Annotated in this window: 19 protein-coding genes; 11 read left to right on the plus strand and 8 right to left on the minus strand. The window is 59.9% G+C overall.

Annotation, left to right across the window (positions count from 1 at the left end; all coding sequences use genetic code 11):
* Positions 1–79: 79 nt before the first annotated feature.
* The 10 genes from C0U40_RS18275 to C0U40_RS18320 all read left to right on the plus strand — a co-directional run bounded on the left by C0U40_RS18275 (position 80) and on the right by C0U40_RS18320 (position 9,202).
* Positions 80–457 (plus strand): Zn-ribbon domain-containing OB-fold protein, encoded by a 378-nt coding sequence (locus C0U40_RS18275; protein WP_027238730.1) that lies wholly within the window; start codon positions 80–82, stop codon positions 455–457.
* Positions 458–460: 3 nt separating this feature from the next.
* Positions 461–1,612 (plus strand): thiolase, encoded by a 1,152-nt coding sequence (locus tag C0U40_RS18280; RefSeq protein ID WP_101657237.1) that lies wholly within the window; start codon positions 461–463, stop codon positions 1,610–1,612.
* Between the two features lie 23 nt (positions 1,613–1,635).
* A complete protein-coding gene (locus C0U40_RS18285) occupies positions 1,636–2,493 on the plus strand; it encodes a MaoC/PaaZ C-terminal domain-containing protein (protein WP_180957747.1) in 858 nt (285 codons plus the stop codon).
* Positions 2,494–2,503: 10 nt separating this feature from the next.
* Positions 2,504–3,640, plus strand: a complete 1,137-nt coding sequence (locus tag C0U40_RS18290) for a CaiB/BaiF CoA transferase family protein (protein ID WP_101657238.1) — start codon at positions 2,504–2,506, stop codon at positions 3,638–3,640.
* Positions 3,641–3,704: 64 nt separating this feature from the next.
* The gene (locus C0U40_RS18295) at positions 3,705–4,424 is read left to right on the plus strand and encodes a transglutaminase-like domain-containing protein (protein ID WP_027238734.1); all 720 of its coding nucleotides are present in this window, start codon (positions 3,705–3,707) and stop codon (positions 4,422–4,424) included.
* Positions 4,421–4,870, plus strand: coding sequence for a MaoC family dehydratase (locus C0U40_RS18300; protein ID WP_101657239.1), 450 nt, complete (start codon positions 4,421–4,423; stop codon positions 4,868–4,870). The genes C0U40_RS18295 and C0U40_RS18300 overlap by 4 nt, the downstream gene beginning before the upstream one ends.
* A complete protein-coding gene (locus C0U40_RS18305; protein WP_027238736.1) occupies positions 4,857–5,981 on the plus strand; it encodes an acyl-CoA dehydrogenase family protein in 1,125 nt (374 codons plus the stop codon). The genes C0U40_RS18300 and C0U40_RS18305 overlap by 14 nt, the downstream gene beginning before the upstream one ends.
* On the plus strand, positions 5,978–7,129 hold the full coding sequence (locus C0U40_RS18310) for an acyl-CoA dehydrogenase family protein (RefSeq protein ID WP_101657240.1): 1,152 nt from the start codon (positions 5,978–5,980) through the stop codon (positions 7,127–7,129). Before C0U40_RS18305 ends, C0U40_RS18310 begins: the two co-directional genes overlap by 4 nt.
* Positions 7,130–7,168: 39 nt before the next feature.
* Positions 7,169–7,978 carry an enoyl-CoA hydratase/isomerase family protein gene (locus tag C0U40_RS18315; protein WP_027238738.1) on the plus strand — a complete coding sequence of 270 codons (810 nt, stop codon included), beginning with the start codon at positions 7,169–7,171 and terminating at the stop codon, positions 7,976–7,978.
* Positions 7,979–8,005: 27 nt separating this feature from the next.
* A complete protein-coding gene (locus C0U40_RS18320; protein ID WP_286135106.1) occupies positions 8,006–9,202 on the plus strand; it encodes a phenylacetate--CoA ligase family protein in 1,197 nt (398 codons plus the stop codon).
* 70 nt (positions 9,203–9,272) lie between these two features.
* Here C0U40_RS18320 and C0U40_RS18325 read toward each other — a convergent pair whose 3' ends face one another.
* The 3 genes from C0U40_RS18325 to C0U40_RS18335 are packed head-to-tail and all read right to left on the minus strand — an operon-like array spanning position 9,273 to position 12,498.
* Positions 9,273–10,439: an acyl-CoA dehydrogenase family protein gene (locus C0U40_RS18325; protein ID WP_101657242.1), complete on the minus strand. Its 1,167-nt coding sequence runs from the start codon at positions 10,437–10,439 to the stop codon at positions 9,273–9,275.
* A gap of 15 nt (positions 10,440–10,454) precedes the next feature.
* Positions 10,455–11,693, minus strand: coding sequence for a thiolase family protein (locus tag C0U40_RS18330; RefSeq protein ID WP_101657243.1), 1,239 nt, complete (start codon positions 11,691–11,693; stop codon positions 10,455–10,457).
* 16 nt (positions 11,694–11,709) lie between these two features.
* On the minus strand, positions 11,710–12,498 hold the full coding sequence (locus C0U40_RS18335; protein WP_036784110.1) for an enoyl-CoA hydratase/isomerase family protein: 789 nt from the start codon (positions 12,496–12,498) through the stop codon (positions 11,710–11,712).
* Positions 12,499–12,610: 112 nt separating this feature from the next.
* On the opposite strand from C0U40_RS18335, the gene C0U40_RS18340 reads away from it, so the two are divergent.
* Positions 12,611–13,714: a CaiB/BaiF CoA transferase family protein gene (locus C0U40_RS18340; RefSeq protein ID WP_286135109.1), complete on the plus strand. Its 1,104-nt coding sequence runs from the start codon at positions 12,611–12,613 to the stop codon at positions 13,712–13,714.
* Between the two features lie 25 nt (positions 13,715–13,739).
* On the opposite strand, the gene C0U40_RS18345 is transcribed toward C0U40_RS18340, so the two are convergent.
* From C0U40_RS18345 to C0U40_RS18365, 5 genes are all read right to left on the minus strand, one after another.
* Positions 13,740–14,528, minus strand: coding sequence for an SDR family NAD(P)-dependent oxidoreductase (locus tag C0U40_RS18345; RefSeq protein WP_027238744.1), 789 nt, complete (start codon positions 14,526–14,528; stop codon positions 13,740–13,742).
* A gap of 13 nt (positions 14,529–14,541) precedes the next feature.
* On the minus strand, positions 14,542–15,333 hold the full coding sequence (locus C0U40_RS18350) for an ABC transporter ATP-binding protein (RefSeq protein ID WP_027238745.1): 792 nt from the start codon (positions 15,331–15,333) through the stop codon (positions 14,542–14,544).
* A 61-nt stretch (positions 15,334–15,394) separates the two neighbouring features.
* Positions 15,395–16,633, minus strand: coding sequence for an ABC transporter substrate-binding protein (locus tag C0U40_RS18355; protein WP_101657244.1), 1,239 nt, complete (start codon positions 16,631–16,633; stop codon positions 15,395–15,397).
* Positions 16,634–16,668: 35 nt separating this feature from the next.
* The gene (locus tag C0U40_RS18360; RefSeq protein WP_027238747.1) at positions 16,669–17,721 is read right to left on the minus strand and encodes a branched-chain amino acid ABC transporter permease; all 1,053 of its coding nucleotides are present in this window, start codon (positions 17,719–17,721) and stop codon (positions 16,669–16,671) included.
* Positions 17,722–17,724: 3 nt separating this feature from the next.
* Complete coding sequence (locus tag C0U40_RS18365; RefSeq protein ID WP_101657245.1) at positions 17,725–18,609, minus strand: branched-chain amino acid ABC transporter permease; 885 nt, start codon at positions 18,607–18,609, stop codon at positions 17,725–17,727.
* Positions 18,610–18,616: the final 7 nt, after the last annotated feature.

The following is an 18,616-nucleotide window of genomic DNA, read 5'->3' on the forward strand; positions in this document are numbered from 1 at the left end:
GGTTGACTAAATCTAACATTTGTTAGATTTATTATCAATACGCTTAACCAGAGAATTGATTACTTGAAGGAGAACGCCGGTGCCGGACGCCAAAGGACCAGACCAGATTTTCCAGGGCGCACTGACAAAGGGAGAGATCCTGCTGCCAAAGTGCGAAGACTGCGAGGCCTATCATTTTTTCCCGCGCGTCCTGTGTCCCCATTGTCATGGCGCCGCGATTTCATGGAAGCAGGCCACCGGCAAGGGACGGGTCCACACCACAACCGTCGTGCGCCGAAAGCCCGAACGGGGAGGTGACTACAATGTGTGCGTTGTCGAGCTGGACGAGGGCGTTCGGATGATGAGCCGGGTCGAGGGCATTGCTCCAGGTGAGGTCGCCATCGACATGGCTGTAACCGCTTTCGTGAGCGAGGCCGAGGGCGCTCCGGCCGTGCTTTTCAAGCCATCGGAGGGATAAGATATGACCGCTGAACTTCGGGGAAAATCCGCCATCGTGGGAACCGGTCATGCCGGTTTTGGAGAGGCCCATGGTCTGACGGCATATGATGTCATGGCGCAGTCCGCACTTGCAGCGCTTGGCGATGCCGGGCTGAATCTGTTCGACGTCGATGGGCTGTTCTGCACCATGATGGAAGACAGCATGCCGGCGCTTATGGCGGCTGAGTATCTGGGCATTCAGCCGCGTTTCATTGATGGCACGATGTCGGGTGGATCATCCTTCGTGAATTATCTGACGTCAGCGACCATGGCGCTTGATGCCGGCCTGTGTGATGTCGCCCTGATTGTTTATGGCTCCAACCAGCGCACCGCGTCGGGCAGACTGGTGACCGCCTCGCGCCCGCCGGCCTATGAGGCGCCGTACAATCCGCGCTATCCGATCTCGGCATATGCGATGGCCGCGGCGCGGCACATGCATGAATACGGCACCACCCGCGAACAACTGGCCGACGTGGCCGTTGCCGCGCGGGCCTGGGCGCACCACAATCCCGAAGCGTTCGAGCGCGGCCCGCTGACCCGCGAGGACGTGTTGGGCGCGCGCATGGTGGGCGATCCGTTGACCGTGCGCGATTGTTGTCTTGTCACCGACGGCGGCGGCGCGATCGTAATGGTCCGCGCGGACCGCGCCCGGGATTTCCCAAAGGCGCCTGTCTATGTGCTGGGCAGTGCTGCGGAAAGCTCGCACCGGCAGATTTCGCAGATGAAAGATTTCACCGTGACCGCTGCCCGCGACTCGGGCGCGCGCGCCTTTGCTGCGGCCGGAGTGACCGCTGCGGACATCCAGGCGGTCGAGCTTTATGATGCCTTCACCATCAATACCATCCTGTTTCTTGAAGATCTGGGGTTCTGCGCCAAGGGCGAGGGCGGGGCCTTCGTCGAAGGCGGGCGCATCGCGCCTGGCGGCATCTTGCCTGTTAACACGAATGGCGGGGGCCTGTCCTGCGTGCACCCCGGGATGTACGGAATCTTCACCGTGATCGAGGCTGCGCGTCAGATCCGTGGCGACGCGCCGGGCATTCAGTTGAAGGATATCGACCTGGCGCTGGCGCATGGCAACGGCGGTGTGCTGTCCAGTCAGGTCACGGCAATACTTGGATCGCAAAACACGCTCTGACGGCAATTAAGGGAGGAAAGATAATGCCATTGGATTTCGAGGCACTGTCGAACTGGGACTTTGAGGAAATCGAACAGACGCTGACCGAGCGGGATACCATCCTGTATGCGCTCGGCCTAGGGTTCGGCGAGGATCCGACCGACAAAAAGGAACTGGCCTACGTCTATGAGGACGGGCTGAAGACGGTTCCATCGATGGCGGTCACTATGGGGTACCCCGGCTTCTGGCTGCGCGATCCCAAGACCGGTGTGAACTGGCAGCAAGTGTTACATGGTGAACAGTGGCTGGATATCTACAAGCCGCTGCCGACCCATGGCCGGATTGTCGGCCGCAGCAAGATCGACTTCATCTCCGACAAGGGCGAGGGCAAGGGAGCCGTCATCTACCAAAGCCGCGATATCATCGACGCGGACAGCGGTGAAAAGCTGGCGCGCGTGGCGATGTCGGCCTTCTGTCGCGGCGATGGCGGCTTTGACGGTGAAAATAAGGCGGGCCCGGCACCGGCAGCGCTGCCTGACCGCGCGCCCGATCACGTCTGTGAAATCGAAACCCTGCCGCGCCAAGCGCTCATTTATCGCCTCAGCGGCGATTTCAATCCGCTTCACGCTGACCCGGAGGTCGCCCGTTCTGTCGGGTTCGACCGCCCGATCCTGCACGGTCTGGCGACCTATGGTCTGGCCGCCCGAGCGATCCTCAAGTCGGTGCTGGATTACGACGCCGCCCGGCTTGTCGGTCTGGATGTTCGGTTCTCGGCACCGGTCTATCCCGGCGAAACCGTGCGGTTCGAAATTTGGGAAGAGGACGGCGAGGCCCGGTTTCGCGCGTCGGTCCCGGCACGCGACGTCGTTGTTCTGAACAATGGCGCCGCGCGCTTCGCGTGAGGAGCAGAAGATGACTCAACCGCTCAAGGATATTCTGGTGTTGGATTTCAGCACCCTTCTTCCCGGTCCGATGGCGACGCTCATGCTTGCCGAGGCCGGGGCAGAGGTTATCAAGTTCGAACGGCCCGGGGTCGGTGAGGACGCACGCCACACGGAACCCATGATCGACGGGGAGAGCATCGGCTTTGCTGTGTTGAACCAAGGCAAGCGGTCGGTGGCCATCGACCTCAAGTCAAAGGGCGCGGTAGATGCTCTGCGGCCTTTACTTGAAAAGGCCGCTGTTCTGGTAGAGCAGTTCCGTCCCGGCGTGATGGACCGGCTCGGGCTGGGATATGAGGCTGTGCGCGAGATCAATCCCGGTCTGATCTATTGTTCGATCACCGGCTATGGCCAGACCGGACCAAAGGCCAGCGCCGCTGGCCACGACCTTAACTACATCGGCGATGCGGGTATCCTATCGCTGAGTCGCGGACCCGATGACCAACCGACAATGCCGTTCGGGCTGGTCGCCGATATCGGAGGCGGAACCTATCCGGCGGTGATGAATATCCTGCTGGCCCTGATCGCGCGGCAGGCAAGCGGGCAGGGGACGCATCTGGATATCGCCATGTCCGAGGGGGCGTTCGCCTTTGCCTATTGGGCCCATGCCGAAGTTGTGATCGCCGGGCAAAACATCGAAAGCGGCAGCCGCCGCCTGACGGGCGGCCTGGCCCGGTATCGGCTTTATACGGCTGCGGACGGGCGTCAGATCGCCGTTGGCGCGTTGGAAGAAAAGTTCTGGCAGTCGTTCTGCGATGTCATCGGTTTGCCGTCGGCGCTTCGCGATGACTGGTCCGAGCCTGATTCCTGTGCTGCGGAAGTTGCGCGTCGTCTGGGGAAACAGCCCTCGACCCATTGGGAGCCTTTGCTGGCGGCGGCAGATTGTTGCTGTTCGGTCGTAAAAACGCACGCCGAGGCGTCGCGTGACCCGCATTTCAAAGCGCGTGACGTTTTTGGGCGAACCCTGAGCATATCCGGCCAGAATGCGCCCGCATTGCCGCTACCAATTGCGCCGGAGTTCCGGTCTCCGGCCAACTCGGTCGGAGTTGCGGCCGCCTTGGGAGAAGACAATGCGCGTTACGGGCTGGACGCGCCGGACACAGATTAAATCCCGTTGACGTGCTGGTGGTGAATCACTATTCTAACAATTGTTAGAAAAATGGAGAGATCTAATGGCCGAGTCCGATGACCACCTGCCTGCAGAAGCCGAGCGCTTTGTCATGCCGTCGCACTATGTCGAAAGCGACAGCCTCGAAGTGCAGGGGTTTGCGACAGCGGCTTTGCGCGATCTTTCGCTGGATGCAACCAAGCGGGACAAGGCGATCCGTCTGTTTGAAGCGGTTCGCGACGACATTCGTTACGACCCATATTGTTTTGCGCTGGATGAAGATTCTTACCGTGCCAGCCGGATCGCAGGGGCAGAAGCGGCATTTTGCGTTCCCAAGGCGATCCTGCTTGCGGCCTGTTTGCGTGCTGTGGGTATCCCCGCCGCACTTGGGTTTGCCGATGTGCGCAACCACCTGAACACCCCTAAGCTGCAGGAGTTGATGGGGACTGACCTATTCATCTATCACGGCTACGTTCAACTGTGGCTGGATGGTGAGCCCTACAAGGTAACACCTGCATTCAACATGGAGCTGTGTGAAAGATTCGGGGTCAAGCCTCTGGTCTTCGACGGGTATCACGATGCGCTGTTCCACGAGTTCGATGAACAGGACCACCGGCACATGGAATATGTGAACGATCGAGGGCTCTATTTCGACGCGCCCATGGACGAATTCCTGGTGGCGTTCAAGGAAACCTATCCGAAGCTGGAAGAATTCAACCGCGTACGGATTTCCAGGGATGCAAGCGGATACGATTCCGGTTTCGCAAAGGAGGATGCTTCTTGAGGTATTTGGAGGATTTCGCGCCGGGCCAAGTCTATCACTTTCGCAGCGCCCCGATGAGCGCAGCCTCAATAAAGGCATTTGCCAAGGAATGGGATCCGCAGCGGCTGCACACCGACGAAGACTATGCGGCCACCATACATGGCAGCCTGATCGCCTCGGGCTTTCAGACGATGCTGGAGGTGTTCAAGCCTGTCATGACCGAGATGATGGTCGATGTTGCCAATATCGGTGGCATGGGCTTTGACAAATTGCGCTGGCTGCGGCCAGTGCGCCCGAACGAACCCCTTGATGTTGATATGACGGTCAATTCGGTCACGCCGTCCAAAAGCAAGCCCGACAGAGGTATTTTGCACTATACGCTCAGCGCCAAAAACCCCAAAGGCGAGATCGTTTTTTCGACCGACACCCCTGTGATGATTCAGCGAAAACAAAATGACACAGACTGATACAGTTTCCAGCGAACAAGAAGACCTTCGCCTGTTGCGAGAGAGCGCGCGCACCCTGTTCGAGCGCGCGGGCGGAAGTGGAAGAGCCAGAAAACTACGTGATGCCGACGGCGGTTTCGACCCGAAAATGGTCCGGGAATTGGCCGAGGCCGGCGTATTCGGCGTGGCGGTGCCCGAAGATCAGGGGGGTCTTGGCATGGGCTTGGCCGCCGGGGGCGTCATCGCAGAAGAGGCCGGTCGCGTGATTGCACCGGAACCGGTCGTGCTGACGATCGGTCTGAGCCTCGGCCTTCTGCGCCGCCTTTGCCCGGAACATCCGAAGATGGCGCAGCTCATCGGCGGCGAAATTTCACTGGCGGTTGCCTGGCAGGAACGTGGCCCGGGCGGAGCGCCCGCCAATGCGACCTGCCGATACGCAGACGGACGGCTGACCGGCAGCAAGGCTTGGGTGGTCGGCGCGACCGGATCGCACGGCTTCCTTGTTGTGGCCAAAGGAGATGATGGTCCGGTTCTGGTTCTGGCGGAGGCAGACGCGGACGGGCTTGTTACGACCAGGCGGGCGCAGGCCGACGGCAGTTCCCTGGGCGAGCTTTCGTTTTCAGGAATACCGGCCGCGGAACTGGCCAGCGGCGACGCGGTTCAGGCTGCGCTTGCCGAGGCTGTCGCCGATGCAACGGCGCTAGCCGCGGCAGAGCTTGTCGGCCTGAGCGAGTGCGCCTTCGAGATTACGCTCGACTACATCAAGACGCGCGAGCAGTTCGACAAGCCGATCGGGTCATTCCAGGTCATCCAGCATCGAGCCGTCGACCTTAACGTGATGTGCGAGGTTGCACAGGCGGGCGTCCGCGAAGTTCTGGCGCTGATGGACCGTGAAACCGATCAGAAGGTTCGGGCACAGCTTGCCAGCCGTGCCAAGGCGCGTGCGGTTACGACCGCCAAAAGGATTACCCGCGACGCGGTCCAGTTGCACGGGGCGGTCGGTTACACCGATGAGTTCGATATCGGGCTCTACCTGAACCGGGCGCTGGTGCTGTCGGCCTGGTTGGGCGACGACGCCTATCACAGACGGATTTGGTTCGATGCACGCGAAGCAGAGGGGGCAGCACAATGACCGACTGGAACGCAACGAGCGATGCGGACTTCCGCAAAGAAGTGCGCCAGTTCTTCGAGGCGGAATATCCCGAGGAACTGCGCCACCTGCCGCATCGTCCCAAGTTCGCCGAGATCGAACATTGGCACCGCAAGCTGCACGCCAAGGGCTGGGTCGCGCCGGCCTGGCCTGCGGAATACGGCGGCATGGGGCTGAACGCCGCCAAGCTTCTGATTTTCTACGAGGAGCAGCAACGCTGGGGCGTCAATCGTGGCCGCGACATGGGCGTGCAGATGGTCGGCCCACTGATTATTAAGTTTGGCACCCAGGAACAGAAAGACTATTGGCTGCCGCGTATCCTGAGTTGTGAAGACATCTGGTGTCAGGGCTATTCGGAACCCGGCGCCGGATCCGATCTGGCCAACCTGCGCACACGCGCAGAGATTGATGGCGGCGAATTTGTCATCAACGGACAGAAGATCTGGACCACGATGGCGCATGATGCCACGCACATCTTCATGCTGGTGCGCACTGATCCGGATGCGCCCAAGAAACAACAGGGCATCAGTTTCCTGCTCGCTCCGATGGATCAACCCGGAGTCGAGGTGCGCACGATCACTACCCTGTCGGGCGAGACCGAGTTTTGCGAGGTCTTCTTCGACAATGCCCGTACGCCCAGTGAAAACCTCGTGGGCGAGTTGAACAAGGGCTGGACGATGGCCAAGGCGCTTCTGAGTTTCGAGCGCATCTTCATCGGCTCACCAAGCCTGGCCCAGAACGCACTGGGGCAACTGGAAAGCTTTGCCCGGGGCCGTGGCGCTTTCGATGATCCGGTGTTCCGCGACCGCTTTGCCCAAGCCGCACTCGATGTTGAAGATCACGCCGCGCTATACGCCCGTTTTGCCGATCAGCTCAAGCGAGGTGAAACGCTCGGCGCGGATGTCTCGATGCTCAAAATCTGGGTGACTGAGTGCTTTCAGCGCATTACCGAGCTTATGATCGAAGCTGCCGGCCCCGACGGCGGTACCATCGGGCCACTTCAGGTCGGCAACGTAAGTGTCGATGTCCTTGCGAGCTTTTATAAGGCCAGGCCGACCACGATCTACGGTGGGTCGAACGAAATCCAACGAAACATTCTGTCCAAGGCCGTCCTCGGACTGCCTGGCTGAACCCATACTCATACCCACACCCTACGGAGGAAAAGAACTATGTCGGAGCGCTATGCAAAGTACGACAAACTGAAATTTGACTACCCGGCGGATCGCGTCCTGCGCATCACTTTTGACCGCCCTGAGTCCTTTAATTCCGTGGACGCGGAAACCCATACCCAGATGACGGACATGTGGATCGATATCGACCGTGATCCCGACATCAACGCGGTCATTGTAACCGGCGCGGGAAAGGCGTTTTCCGCCGGCGGTGATTTTAGCTTGATTGAAAAAATGATCGGCGACTCGCACGAGATCATGAAGACTTGGAAAGAGGCCAAGGACCTTGTCTACAACATCATCAACTGCAACAAACCCATCATTTCCGCGATCAACGGACCTGCGGCCGGTGCCGGTCTTGTGGTTGCCATCCTCGCCGACATCTCGATTGCCGGGAAGAAGGCCAAGATTGTCGATGGTCACCCGCGCCTGGGTGTTGCCGCTGGCGATGTCGCGGCGATCATCTGGCCGCTGCTGACTTCGATGGCCAAGGCGAAATACTATCTGATGACTTGTAAGCCGGTTTCGGGCGAAGAGGCCGAGCGCATCGGCCTTGTCTCAATGTGCGTCGAAGATGACGAGTTGCAACAAATCGCTTTGGACACGGCCGTCGAGCTGGCCAACGGCTCGCAAAGCGCAATCCGCTGGACCAAGTATTCGCTGAACAACTGGCTGCGCCAGGCTGGCCCGATCTTCGATGCGTCGACCGCGCTGGAGATGCTCGGTTTCATGGGTGAAGACGTCAGGGAAGGCGTTCTGTCACATCGGGAGAAGCGCGCGCCGAACTTCCGCAAGGACTGCCCGCTTTAACGCCTGATTGGACGAGGAGGCATGGAAATGTCTGAAGATATCTACCAAGATATAGCGCAAGCCTATGCCGCTGCGGCCGAAAAGGCTCCTGGCCTGAAATCGCGATTTACGGCTGCCGGATTTGATCCGGCAGCCGTCACATCGGTGGCGGACCTCTCGCGTCTTCCAGTGATGAAGAAGGAGGAGCTTCTGAAGATCCAGCGTGACAATCCACCCTTCGGCGGGTTCCTCGCATCGGATCTCAAGGATATCGGGCGGATCTACGTATCCCCCGGCCCGATTTTCGAACCGGCCCTATCGGGCGGTGGCGGCCACGGTCTGGACCTGCTGTTCAAGGCGGCCGGCGTGGGGCCCGGGGATATCATCCTGAACACCTGGATGTACCACCTCGTGCCGGCAGGCTTGCTGTTCGACGAAGCGGCACAGTCCGCCGGCGCCACGGTTATCCCCGGAGGCGTTGGCAATACCGAGCTTCAGGCACAGATCATCGTCGAAACCGGCGTGACCTCGATCTGCGCCTCGACCGCGTTTTTCCTGACGCTGGCGGACAAAGTGATCGAAACCTATGGCCGCGACGCATGGAAGGTAAAGACGGCCTTCCTCGGCGGAGAGATGGGCGATTGGATGGCCAAGCGCCGCCGGATTGAGGCCGACTATGGCGTCTCCACCTGGGCTGCCTATGCCACTGCGGATCTGGGCCTTGTCGCCTATGAGGATGGCGGCGAAGGCTATGGAGTTCATCCCGACCGCGTGGTGCAAATCTGCGATCCGGACAGTGGAGAACAGGTCGCTCACGGGGAACCGGGCGAGGTTGTTGTGACCGCGCGCGATGCAACTTGGCCGATGATCCGGTTCGGTACCGGCGACAGCGCCTTTGCGCTGGAAAGCAACGCGGATGGCACCGTCAGCCGGATTTCCGCACTGCAGGGCCGGGTCGGCGCAGCGGTCAAAGTGCGCGAGATATTCGTTTATCCGCGCGTGATCGAAGAAGTTGTCATCGGTACGCCCGGCGCAACGGCCGCGCAGGCCGTGGTAACGCGCGAGAACGATCGCGACATGATCCGCCTCTCGCTTGTGCTGGAAGACGGTGCCGACGCTTCTGCTGCGGAAACAGCCGCCATCGAAACCTTCAAACTGCATGCACGAATTCGCGCCGACGAGGTGAGCATTGTTGCGGAACTACCCGAGAATGCAGAACTGATCGTCAACCAAAAAGACGGCTGAGATCGGCTGAAACCGGAAAGCGTTCCAACAGACTTGGGAGCGGCCAGGACATCCTGGCCGCTCCCAAGAGTCAGAACGCGTTCAACCCGGTCAAGTTCCGGCCGATGACCAGCTTCTGAATCTCGGTGGTCCCGTCCGGGATCGGCATAACCTTGGCATTGCGAAAGTGCCGTTCGACTGGAAACTCTTTGGTGATGCCGTTGCCGCCGTGGATTTGCACCGCTTTTCCGGCGATCTCTACCGCCATCTCTGTCGCATACCATTTCGCCATCGAGGTCTGGGTGTCGCAGCGCACGCCCAGGTCCAAAAGTTGCAGCCCGCGCTGACACAACAGGCGCGCTGCATCCAGGTGCGTGGCCATGTCGGCCAGGTAGCCCTGGATCAACTGGTGCGCGCCGATCGGCTTGCCATGCTGTTCGCGATCCTGCGCATATTTGACGGCACATTCCAGTGCTGCCTGGGCAATGCCAATGCTCGTCAGGCCGACAAACACGCGAGCGCTTTCAAACAGCTTCAAAGTCTGGAACAGGCCTCCGCCCGCATTACCCAGAACATGCTCGGCGGTGGTTTCCGCCCGGTCGAAAAACAATTCGCAGGTCGAAGCACCGACAAGCCCCATCTTGCGCAATTCGCGGCTTTCGTATCCGCCGGTGTCACGGTCGACGATGACCATGGAAATACCGTCGTCCAGATTGCAGACAACGATGGCGAAATCCGACTGGGCCCCATTGGAAATCCAGAGCTTCTGGCCGGTGACGAAAATCTTGTCGCCCTCGCGGTCTGCACGGGTCTTGACCTCGCGCACGTTCGAGCCGACCTCTGGTTCGGAAATACACGTGGCACAGATCCGTTCACTGCGCAGGAGCGGCTTCAGATAGGCCTCTTTCTGCGCCGCATTTCCCAAAAGGTTGACGGCGAACACGGCATGACCCTGGATCAGGACCGCAATTGCCAGATCGGCCCATATCCGGGCCAGTTCCTCGTAAAGGATGCCATAGGTCATGCGGTCGATTCCGGCACCGCCGTCTTCCTCGGGTATCAGGCCGCTGATCAGCCCGAATTCCTCGACCTTGGCGAACAGGGACTTCAGCGTTTTCGCATCGGGCGGGTGTCCGAGGTCTTCGTATTTCTCGGCCAGCGGAGCGAACTCTGCCTCGGCCATCTTGCGGAAGTGCTCCAGCAACATGCGTTGCTCGTTTGTATAGATTGCCTGAGCGGCGGCGATCACGTTTTCCATAGTTTTTTCCTTGTTTCAGCGGCCGAGAATGGTGACGCAGGCGGCAGCTTCTTCTACCCCGTGCAAGCCCCCACCGTTTTCGGCAATGGCGTTCTGTGCCCCTTCGACCTGACGCGCGCCGGCTTCGCCGCGCAGCTGCGTGACCAGTTCAAAGACCTGCCCGATACCGGTGGCCCCGACCGGGTGGCCCTTGGATTCCAATCCGCCCGAAGGGTTCACCGGAATGCGTCCGCCGATCTTTGTGTCGCCGCGCAGGCTGGCCGGGCCGCCCTCACCGAATTCGACAAACCCGAGGTTCTCGATCTGGATCACTTCACCGACGGCCGTGGCGTCATGCACTTCGGCAACTGACATATCCTCGGGGCCGAGCCCGGCCTGTTCATAGGCCTGAAGCGCGGCCAGCCGGGTCAGGTGGTTCTTGTAATCTTCCGGCGGACGGTCGGTGCCCGAGCGCAGGATCGCGGCTTTGACCTTGATCGCGCGGGCGGGATCGAGCCCCAGCCGCTTGAGCCCTTCGCCCGTGCACAGCACGGCCGCCGCGGCACCGTCCGAGATCGGGGCGCACATCGGCAGGGTCAGCGGATAGGTGATGGGCGGCGCGGCCAGAACCTGATCGACACTCATGGCATCGCGATACTGCGCCAGCGGATTATGCGCGGAATGTGCATGGTTCTTGGCGGCGACGGCGGCGAACTGTTCCTGCGTGGTGCCAAAGGTCTTCATGTGCAACCGCGCGAAGCCTGCGTAGACATCCATGAACACGCTGTAGGGCTTGGGCGATTTCGATCCTTCGGGTTCCTCGACTCCGGTACCCAGATCGGCCAGCCGTTGCGCGACCTCGTCGCCGTTGCTGACGTCCCAGCCGCTGTCGAAGGCCGAAAACATCAACGCGCGGTCGTCGGAATACATCTTTTCGGCGCCTATGGCGAGGCAGCAATCGCCATTGCCCGCCTTGAGAAAATCCACCGCCAGTTTGAACCCGGTCGAGGCGCTGGCACAGGCGTTTTCGACATTCACCACCGGAATGCCCTGAATGCCCATCTCGCGTAGCGCGATCTCGCCCCGTATCATGTGCTGGCCTTCCATGTGGCCCTGCACCGCGTTCGAGAAGAACGCGCCGTCGATGCGATCAGCCGTCACTCCGGCGTCTGAAAGGGCGGCGGCGACGGCCTCGCCGGTTATGGCCTTGATGGTTTTGTCCCGGAATTTTCCGAACTGCGTCATCCCGACGCCAACGACGTAAATGTCCTGCATCGTTTGTCCTCCTGATCTAGTATCCGCGAAACTGCGGTTTTCGCTTTTCATTGAACGCCGACAGGCCCTCGTGCATGTCCCAGGACCGCATGTGCGCGCGCAGGTTCAGCATCTCTTCGGACAGGGCGGCGGTTTCGTCCACATCCAGCGACCGGTTAGCAACCGCCTTCATACGGCGCAAGACCGCCGGGCTTTTGTCTGCCAGCCTGTCGGTAAAGGTCTGCACCGCGTTGCGCAGGTTTTCGTCCGTGACGACCTTGTTGACCAGCCCCCAGTCCATCATGTCCCGCGCCGAAACGTTCTCGCCCGAGAACAGCAGGTATTTCGCGCGGTTCAGTCCAATCCTGCGCGGCAGGATCGCCGCACCGCCTGCTCCGGGAAAGACCCCGAAATTGGAATGTGCGTCGCCCAGTTGCGCGCTTTCGGCGGCAAAGACCAGGTCGCAGGCCATCACCATTTCCAGACCGCCCGCCATGGCCAGCCCGTTCACGGCGGCGATCACGGGTTTGGGCCCATGTCGCATCAGTCCAAACGTGTGATCGACAAGATCAATCAGATCCGGCTCGCCCGGTGCATGTTTGGTGCCAGCAACTTCTTTCAGATCGGCACCGGCGCAGAATGCCCGGCCAGAACCGGTCAGGACAATTGTGCGAACCGCATCGTCGGCCAGCGCCGATTCCAGCGCGGCCGCGATCTCTCGCAACATCTGCGTTGACATCGCGTTGAGCTGTTCGGTGCGCTGGAAGGTAATCCATTCAGTTTTTGCCACCCGCTCAACAAATAGCGTCTGCTTTGCTTCATTCATGCTAAGATCCTGAAAAATAATGGAAGTTTGGTTTTTTGCCTTGTCTTTCCCGGCGATCTGCGCTGCACTGGGTCGGACCCGCACGCGGACAAAACAAGAGCTGGAGACTGATATGAGTAATGCACCCCTGGCCGGCCTGAGGATTCTCAGCCTTGCTGAACAATTTCCCGGCCCCTACGCGACAATGCTGTTGTCCGACATGGGGGCCGAGGTGATCATGATCGAACGTCCGGGCATCGGTGATCCGGCCCGGCAGTTTCCGCCGTTGTTCCGGGCTCTGAACCGGGGCAAGCGCAGCGTCGCGTTGGATCTGAAATCGGCCGAGGGGCTGGCACGGTTTCGCGAACTGGCCAAGGTTTCGGATGTTATCGTCGAAGGGTTCCGCCCTGGAAAGCTCGCGGCCTTGGGCGCCGGGTTCGAGGACATGCGTGGCGTCAACCCGCGGCTGGTCTACGTGTCGATTTCGGGCTACGGGCAGGACGGCCCCTATCGTGACCGTGCCGGCCACGACCTGAGCTACGAAGGCGTTGGCGGCCTGCTGGCCGATCAGGCCGATGCAGGGCAACCGGGCCCTGTTCCGGCGATCCCCCTCGCGGATGTGGGCGCGGCGTTGTTCGCGGCGATCGCAATCCTGTCGGCGGTCGTATCGTGCCAGCGGAGGGGACAGGGGCGTTTCGTGGACGTGTCCATGTCGGACGCTGTGGTTTCGATGTTGACGGCATTCCTTGTTCCGGCGGCCAACGGCACACCGCTGGGCGAGTTCATCGCCGAGCCGGGCTACGGCGTGTTCACCTGCAAGGACGGCAAGCTCATGACCTTGTCCATCGCGCATGAGGACTGGTTCTGGCAACCGTTCTGCGATGTGATCGACAGAGCGGATCTTGCGCCGTTGACAGGCCGCGACCGTGTCGCCCGCAAGGACGCGCTCCGCGAAGAGATCGCGGCGGTTCTGGTCGGCAAGACGCGCGCCGAATGGGGCGATCTTCTGGACAAGGCGGGGGTGCCTTGGGGTCCGGTCAATTCCTTGGTCGAAACGCTGGACGACCCCCATGTGCGTGCGCGACAGTTGCTGCGCACGATCGCGCATGACAGCGGCAGGACCGAGACGTTCCTTGTCCAGCCTCTGAAGTTCGATGGTTTCGAGACCGCAGCCCCTGACCTGCCACCAGAGCTTGGCGCAGACAATGACAGCGTTCTTTCGGACAGCGCCAGCTAGAGGCGGCTTCCGTCCGCTTTCGGCTCTAGCAGGCAAAAGAATACCCGCCATTCACCGGATAGGTCTGTCCGGTGATCCAGCTGGCGGCATCCGAGCAGAGAAACAGGATCATTCCGGCGGGATCTTCCGGCTCGCCCAGACGGCGGATCACATATTGCGACAATGCCCGCTTCTCGGTCTCTGCATCCGGGATCAGGTCGGCAACAGCCGGCGTTCTCGTTCCCCCCAGGGCGACGCAATTCGCGGTGATCCCGAACCGGCCACCCGCCTTGGCGATGGCCCGCATGAAGCCTGCCGCACCGGCCTTGGCACCGGAATAAACCGCCAGATGCGGCTCGCCGACGCGACCGGCGTCGGAAATGACGGTCACGATGCGCCCATAGTCACCTTTGACCATCAAGGGCATGGCGTGACGGGTGCAGTTCAGAACCCCATCGAAATTGGTCGCCATCCAGCGGCGCCATTCGGTGGGATCCGACTCCCAAAACGGGACAAGATCGTCAAGACGCGATGTCGGCCCGGCGTTGCCTGCATTGTTGACCAGAATATCCACGCCGCCGAAGGCGTTCTGAGCCTCGGCAAACGCCGCGCCGACCGCGTCGAAATCCGACACATCGAACGCGAGCGGCATCGCCTTTGCACCGGCTGCCTCCACTTCCGCGGCAACGCTTTCGGCCCGTTCGGCGTGAAAATCGTTGACGATGACGGCACCGGCCCCGTGTTCAGCCAGATAAAGCGCGACTTGTCGGCCCACGCCCTGACCCGCTCCGGTTACTACTGCGGTACGACCCTTGATGGATAGCAGTTCACTCATCTTCGTTCCTTTCCTATCCCAGCCACCTCTTGCGGCGGCGATAATGTTTGATTGCACGATAACTTTTGCGTTCGCCGGACGCGGTGACACCAAGATAAAACTCCTTGATGTCCTCGTTGTCAGCGAGCTTGTCTGCCGGGCCATCCATCACGATACGGCCATTTTCCATCACATAGGCGTAGTCGGCGATCGACAGTGCAGCAGCGCTGTTCTGTTCGACCAGGAAAAAGGTAGTGCCTTCTGATTTGAGTTGCTTGAGCACTTCATAAACATCCCGGATCATCATCGGGGCCAGACCCAGGGACGGCTCGTCAATCGCGATGATCTTGGGCTTGGCCATCATGGCCCGACCAATCAGCAGCAGTTGCTGTTCGCCACCAGACATGAAGCCAGAGGTTCGATTTCGGAGGTCGGCAAGCCGAGGCATCAAGGTGTAAACATGGTCCAGGCGGTTTTTAAGCTCGGCGGAATTGGGCACCATGTGTCCGCCGACGATCAGGTTCTGCTCTGACGTCAGATGGCGCAACACGCGCCGGCCTTCCATCACGTGGATCAGGCCATTCTTCACGACTTCCGAGGCTTCCATGTTCTGAACGGGGGTTCCGTCCAGAACGATGGACCCTGCCGAAACGGTTCCATCCTCGGATTTGAGCGTTCCCGAGATGGCCTTGAGCGTCGTGCTTTTGCCCGCGCCATTGCCACCGAGCAGAGCAATACATTGACCTTCACTGACTGTCATGGACACGCCTTTGAGCGCCAGGATGACGTCGGAATAGGTCACTTCTACATTATTGAGTTCCAGCATGGTCATATTGCCCGGGGCCAAGGATCAGGACGGGCGCCGCGACTGCGGCGCCCGGATTAATTCACCACTTATGAACGTCAGGAACGTCGACGCCGATCGCTTCGATGGTGATCTTGCCATCTTTGACAGTGCCCACATTCACCTTGAGACCTTCCAAAGGGAAAGGCGCTTCGGGAGTGAACGTGAGGGATGGAAGAAAGCCGTGGGTTTCTTCGGTCGTGATCGTTTTGGCAAAGAGCGCCTCGCGTACCATCTCTCCGGTCAGGCCCTCGGCACCGTTCGCCGCAATCGCGTGATCGATCACGGTCGCGACAAAGAGGCCCTGAGACACGCCCATTGCGGTCACGACGTTCCAGGGCGCCTTGAGCCCATAATCGGCAACCAGTGTTTCATAGAATTGCCGCGCGGGAGTGCCCTCATCGGCCGCGATCGCCATGCCGTAAGCTTCAAAATCGCCCTCCAGTTGATCAAGCCCGCCAAGCGCGCCGCCCGAGGCCGGAAGCCCGTTATGCGAACTCATCATGATCGGGATGTTCGAACCGTTGGCCTGCAGTCCACGTTTCGCCGCAACTACGATAGAAGTGTTCGTCTGGATGATCAGCGCCTCGGCCCCGGCCCGCACGACGCGGCGCATTTGCCCCGTCAGATCGGTCGGTTGCACTTCGGTATAGATGACCTCGACGAGGTCAATCTCCTCGGGGTGCTCTTCGGCATAGAGTTCGAGGCCCTTTGCCATATCGACATAGGCAGGCGAGGCCTCGGAAGCCAGGATCGCAACCTTAAGCGGACCGTCTCCACCTCGCTGTTCACGCATCCAGTTCAGAAAGCCGGCGCTTTCGTGCGAATAGGTCGGACGCGGGTTGAAAATCCAAGAATTCGGTTTCCAGGCAAAACCGTAGCTGGCCGTGGCCATGAACATCGGAATCTTGTCTTCCGGCAGGCGTTCGGAAAGGGCGGCAACGTCAGGCCCGCCAAGGCCGACGACCGCAATCGGATCCAGTTCCGATTTGATCCCGGGCCAGAGGCTCGCCACCTGTGCCGCGTCATAGCGGGTTTCGTAGTTCTTATAGTTCAGCGTAACGCCAAGTTCCTTGCCCCGGGTTTCATTCCACCAGATGAACACAGCCTCGCGTCCGCCCGCCAGAATGGGCATGATGTCAGCATAGGGGCCGGAAAAGTCCGACAGCAGGGCGAGATTATAGGTTGCCTCCGCCTGCGCTTTCAAAGGCATAGTTGCCGCAACAGCTATGGCACACGCTGCCAGTAGGCCGCGGAGGCCTTGTTTCGTTTGGTAAGTCATATTTTTCCTCCCAGGTTAAGAGCCGCTCTATTTTTTCAGTAGGGAAACGGCCAGATACGATAAGATGATTTCATTATGTTCCAGCGGTGCATCAGCCCCTTGGGTTCGAGGATCATGAACAATGCGATCACGCCGCCAAGAACGACATTCATGCCGGCGAACACGATGTCTCCGCCAAGGAATGATACCGAGTCGGCAATATTGGGGCCGACCGTCGCGATGATTTCCTGGATGATGCGGATAATGAAGACACCGACCAGGGCTCCCACGATTGATCCCATCCCGCCGACGATGATCATCGCGACAAAGAAGATCGAGTGAAACAGGGTGAACTGGTCCACCCCCACGAAGCGGATCAGATAGGCCCACAGCGCCCCGCCGACACCCGCATAGAAAGCGCCGATCAGGAAGGCATTCGCCTTGGTGGCCGCGACATTGATCCCCATGATACCTGCGGCCACGTCATCATCCCTGACCGCCACGAAAGCACGGCCAAAGCGTGACCGCACGATCCCGAATGCGCCCGCGACCATGATCGCGGTGACCGCAAAATTCATGTAGAACTGCGCAGTTTCGCCAACGAAGCGCAGCCCAAAAAGTTCTGCGGGCGGCACGGTGATACCGTTTGATCCACCCATCCAGGTTGACGGCAGGTTTAATACGGCAAAGTGGAACAGGAACTGTGCCGCAATCGTGGTCAGAGCCAGATAAAACCCCTTGATCCGCGCCGCGGTCAAACCAAAGAGAAAGCCGAATAGCGCAGCCGAGAGGCCGGCCAGAGGAATCGTCAATAAGAATGTAAGGCCGGTCTTCGAGGCAAGTATCGAGGCCGTATAGGCCCCGACCCCCATGAAAGCCGCCTGACCCAGGTTAATCTGGCCCGCATAGCCGGTGCAGATCTGAAGCCCTACGGCAATGACGGCGCTGATCATCATCATGTTCAGGATAGCGATGATACGCCCGCTTACCAGATAAGGCGCTAACAACAGCAGAGCCATGAACAAGACGAGGGCAAGCACCTGCCAGCGCGTTCGGATAATACGTCTGTCACTGCGATAGCTTGTCGGGAAAATACCGGAGGGATCCATGGATTACACCCGCTCGATTGTGCGCCAGCCGAACAGGCCGGTCGGCCGGATCAGCAGAATGGCAAGCATGATGATGTATGGCACGACACTGCCAAGTGAGCCGCCAATCAGCGGGTCAAGATAGTTGGTGGTCAGGCTCTGGGCGATTCCGATGATTATTCCTGCCAGAATAAGCCCGCCGATGGATTCCAACCCGGCAAACAGCGCCACCGGCAGGGCCGCGAACCCGATATCCGAGGCCAGGAAGGTCAGCGATTTGCCGCTGAGAAAGATCATTGCACCGATCGTGGACAGGATTGCCCCAAGCACCCAGGCAAAGGCAATCGAGCCCTTCACTGAAATCCCCATCGAAGATGCCACGACGTGATCTTCTGCCACTGCGGTCATCCGCAGGCCCGACCGGGTCCGGTTGAAGAACCACGACAGCCCGACGGCGGCGACAATGGTGATGATCCCACCCATAAGGAGGTTCATCGGGATCAACATATCACCGAGGAACAACGGTTTCAGCGGGAAAATGATCGGGAAGGGCCGCACGGCGGGACCGAACACAAGTAGCACCAGCCCGCGCAACAGGATCAGCAGGCCGACAGTGACCATGACCATCGAAAAAACCGATTCACCGATCAGCTTTGTCAGAAAAATCCGTTCGATTGCGTAGCCGACCAAGCCAGCCAGAACCAGCGAAATCGGTATCGACAACCAAAGGCTAAGCCCCGCTTGCATCGTTGTGAACCAGACGATGAACCCGCCGATGATCACAAGTTCGCCCTGCGCGAAGTTGAATACCTTGCTGGCGCGGTAAATCACGACAAAGCCCATGGCCACCAGCGAATATAGTAGGCCGATCAAAGCCCCGGTTATAATGTCATTGATGAAATAAACCATTTTCGCT

It is taken from the genome of Neptunicoccus cionae, from assembly GCF_002860325.1.
In the GTDB taxonomy this organism is placed as follows: domain Bacteria; phylum Pseudomonadota; class Alphaproteobacteria; order Rhodobacterales; family Rhodobacteraceae; genus Amylibacter; species Amylibacter lutimaris.

Excerpts from the sequence above, each read along its gene's own strand:
- C0U40_RS18280 (WP_101657237.1), top strand. The coding sequence starts at position 461 with ATGACCGCTGAACTTCGGGGAAAATCCGCCATCGTGGGAACCGGTCAT.
- C0U40_RS18285 (WP_180957747.1), top strand. The coding sequence starts at position 1,636 with ATGCCATTGGATTTCGAGGCACTGTCGAACTGGGACTTTGAGGAAATC.
- C0U40_RS18290 (WP_101657238.1), top strand. The coding sequence starts at position 2,504 with ATGACTCAACCGCTCAAGGATATTCTGGTGTTGGATTTCAGCACCCTT.
- C0U40_RS18295 (WP_027238734.1), top strand. The coding sequence starts at position 3,705 with ATGGCCGAGTCCGATGACCACCTGCCTGCAGAAGCCGAGCGCTTTGTC.
- C0U40_RS18305 (WP_027238736.1), top strand. The coding sequence starts at position 4,857 with ATGACACAGACTGATACAGTTTCCAGCGAACAAGAAGACCTTCGCCTG.
- C0U40_RS18310 (WP_101657240.1), top strand. The coding sequence starts at position 5,978 with ATGACCGACTGGAACGCAACGAGCGATGCGGACTTCCGCAAAGAAGTG.
- C0U40_RS18315 (WP_027238738.1), top strand. The coding sequence starts at position 7,169 with ATGTCGGAGCGCTATGCAAAGTACGACAAACTGAAATTTGACTACCCG.
- C0U40_RS18320 (WP_286135106.1), top strand. The coding sequence starts at position 8,006 with ATGTCTGAAGATATCTACCAAGATATAGCGCAAGCCTATGCCGCTGCG.
- C0U40_RS18325 (WP_101657242.1), bottom strand. The coding sequence starts at position 10,439 with ATGGAAAACGTGATCGCCGCCGCTCAGGCAATCTATACAAACGAGCAA.
- C0U40_RS18330 (WP_101657243.1), bottom strand. The coding sequence starts at position 11,693 with ATGCAGGACATTTACGTCGTTGGCGTCGGGATGACGCAGTTCGGAAAA.
- C0U40_RS18335 (WP_036784110.1), bottom strand. The coding sequence starts at position 12,498 with ATGAATGAAGCAAAGCAGACGCTATTTGTTGAGCGGGTGGCAAAAACT.
- C0U40_RS18340 (WP_286135109.1), top strand. The coding sequence starts at position 12,611 with ATGAGTAATGCACCCCTGGCCGGCCTGAGGATTCTCAGCCTTGCTGAA.
- C0U40_RS18345 (WP_027238744.1), bottom strand. The coding sequence starts at position 14,528 with ATGAGTGAACTGCTATCCATCAAGGGTCGTACCGCAGTAGTAACCGGA.
- C0U40_RS18350 (WP_027238745.1), bottom strand. The coding sequence starts at position 15,333 with ATGCTGGAACTCAATAATGTAGAAGTGACCTATTCCGACGTCATCCTG.
- C0U40_RS18355 (WP_101657244.1), bottom strand. The coding sequence starts at position 16,633 with ATGACTTACCAAACGAAACAAGGCCTCCGCGGCCTACTGGCAGCGTGT.
- C0U40_RS18360 (WP_027238747.1), bottom strand. The coding sequence starts at position 17,721 with ATGGATCCCTCCGGTATTTTCCCGACAAGCTATCGCAGTGACAGACGT.
- C0U40_RS18365 (WP_101657245.1), bottom strand. The coding sequence starts at position 18,609 with ATGGTTTATTTCATCAATGACATTATAACCGGGGCTTTGATCGGCCTA.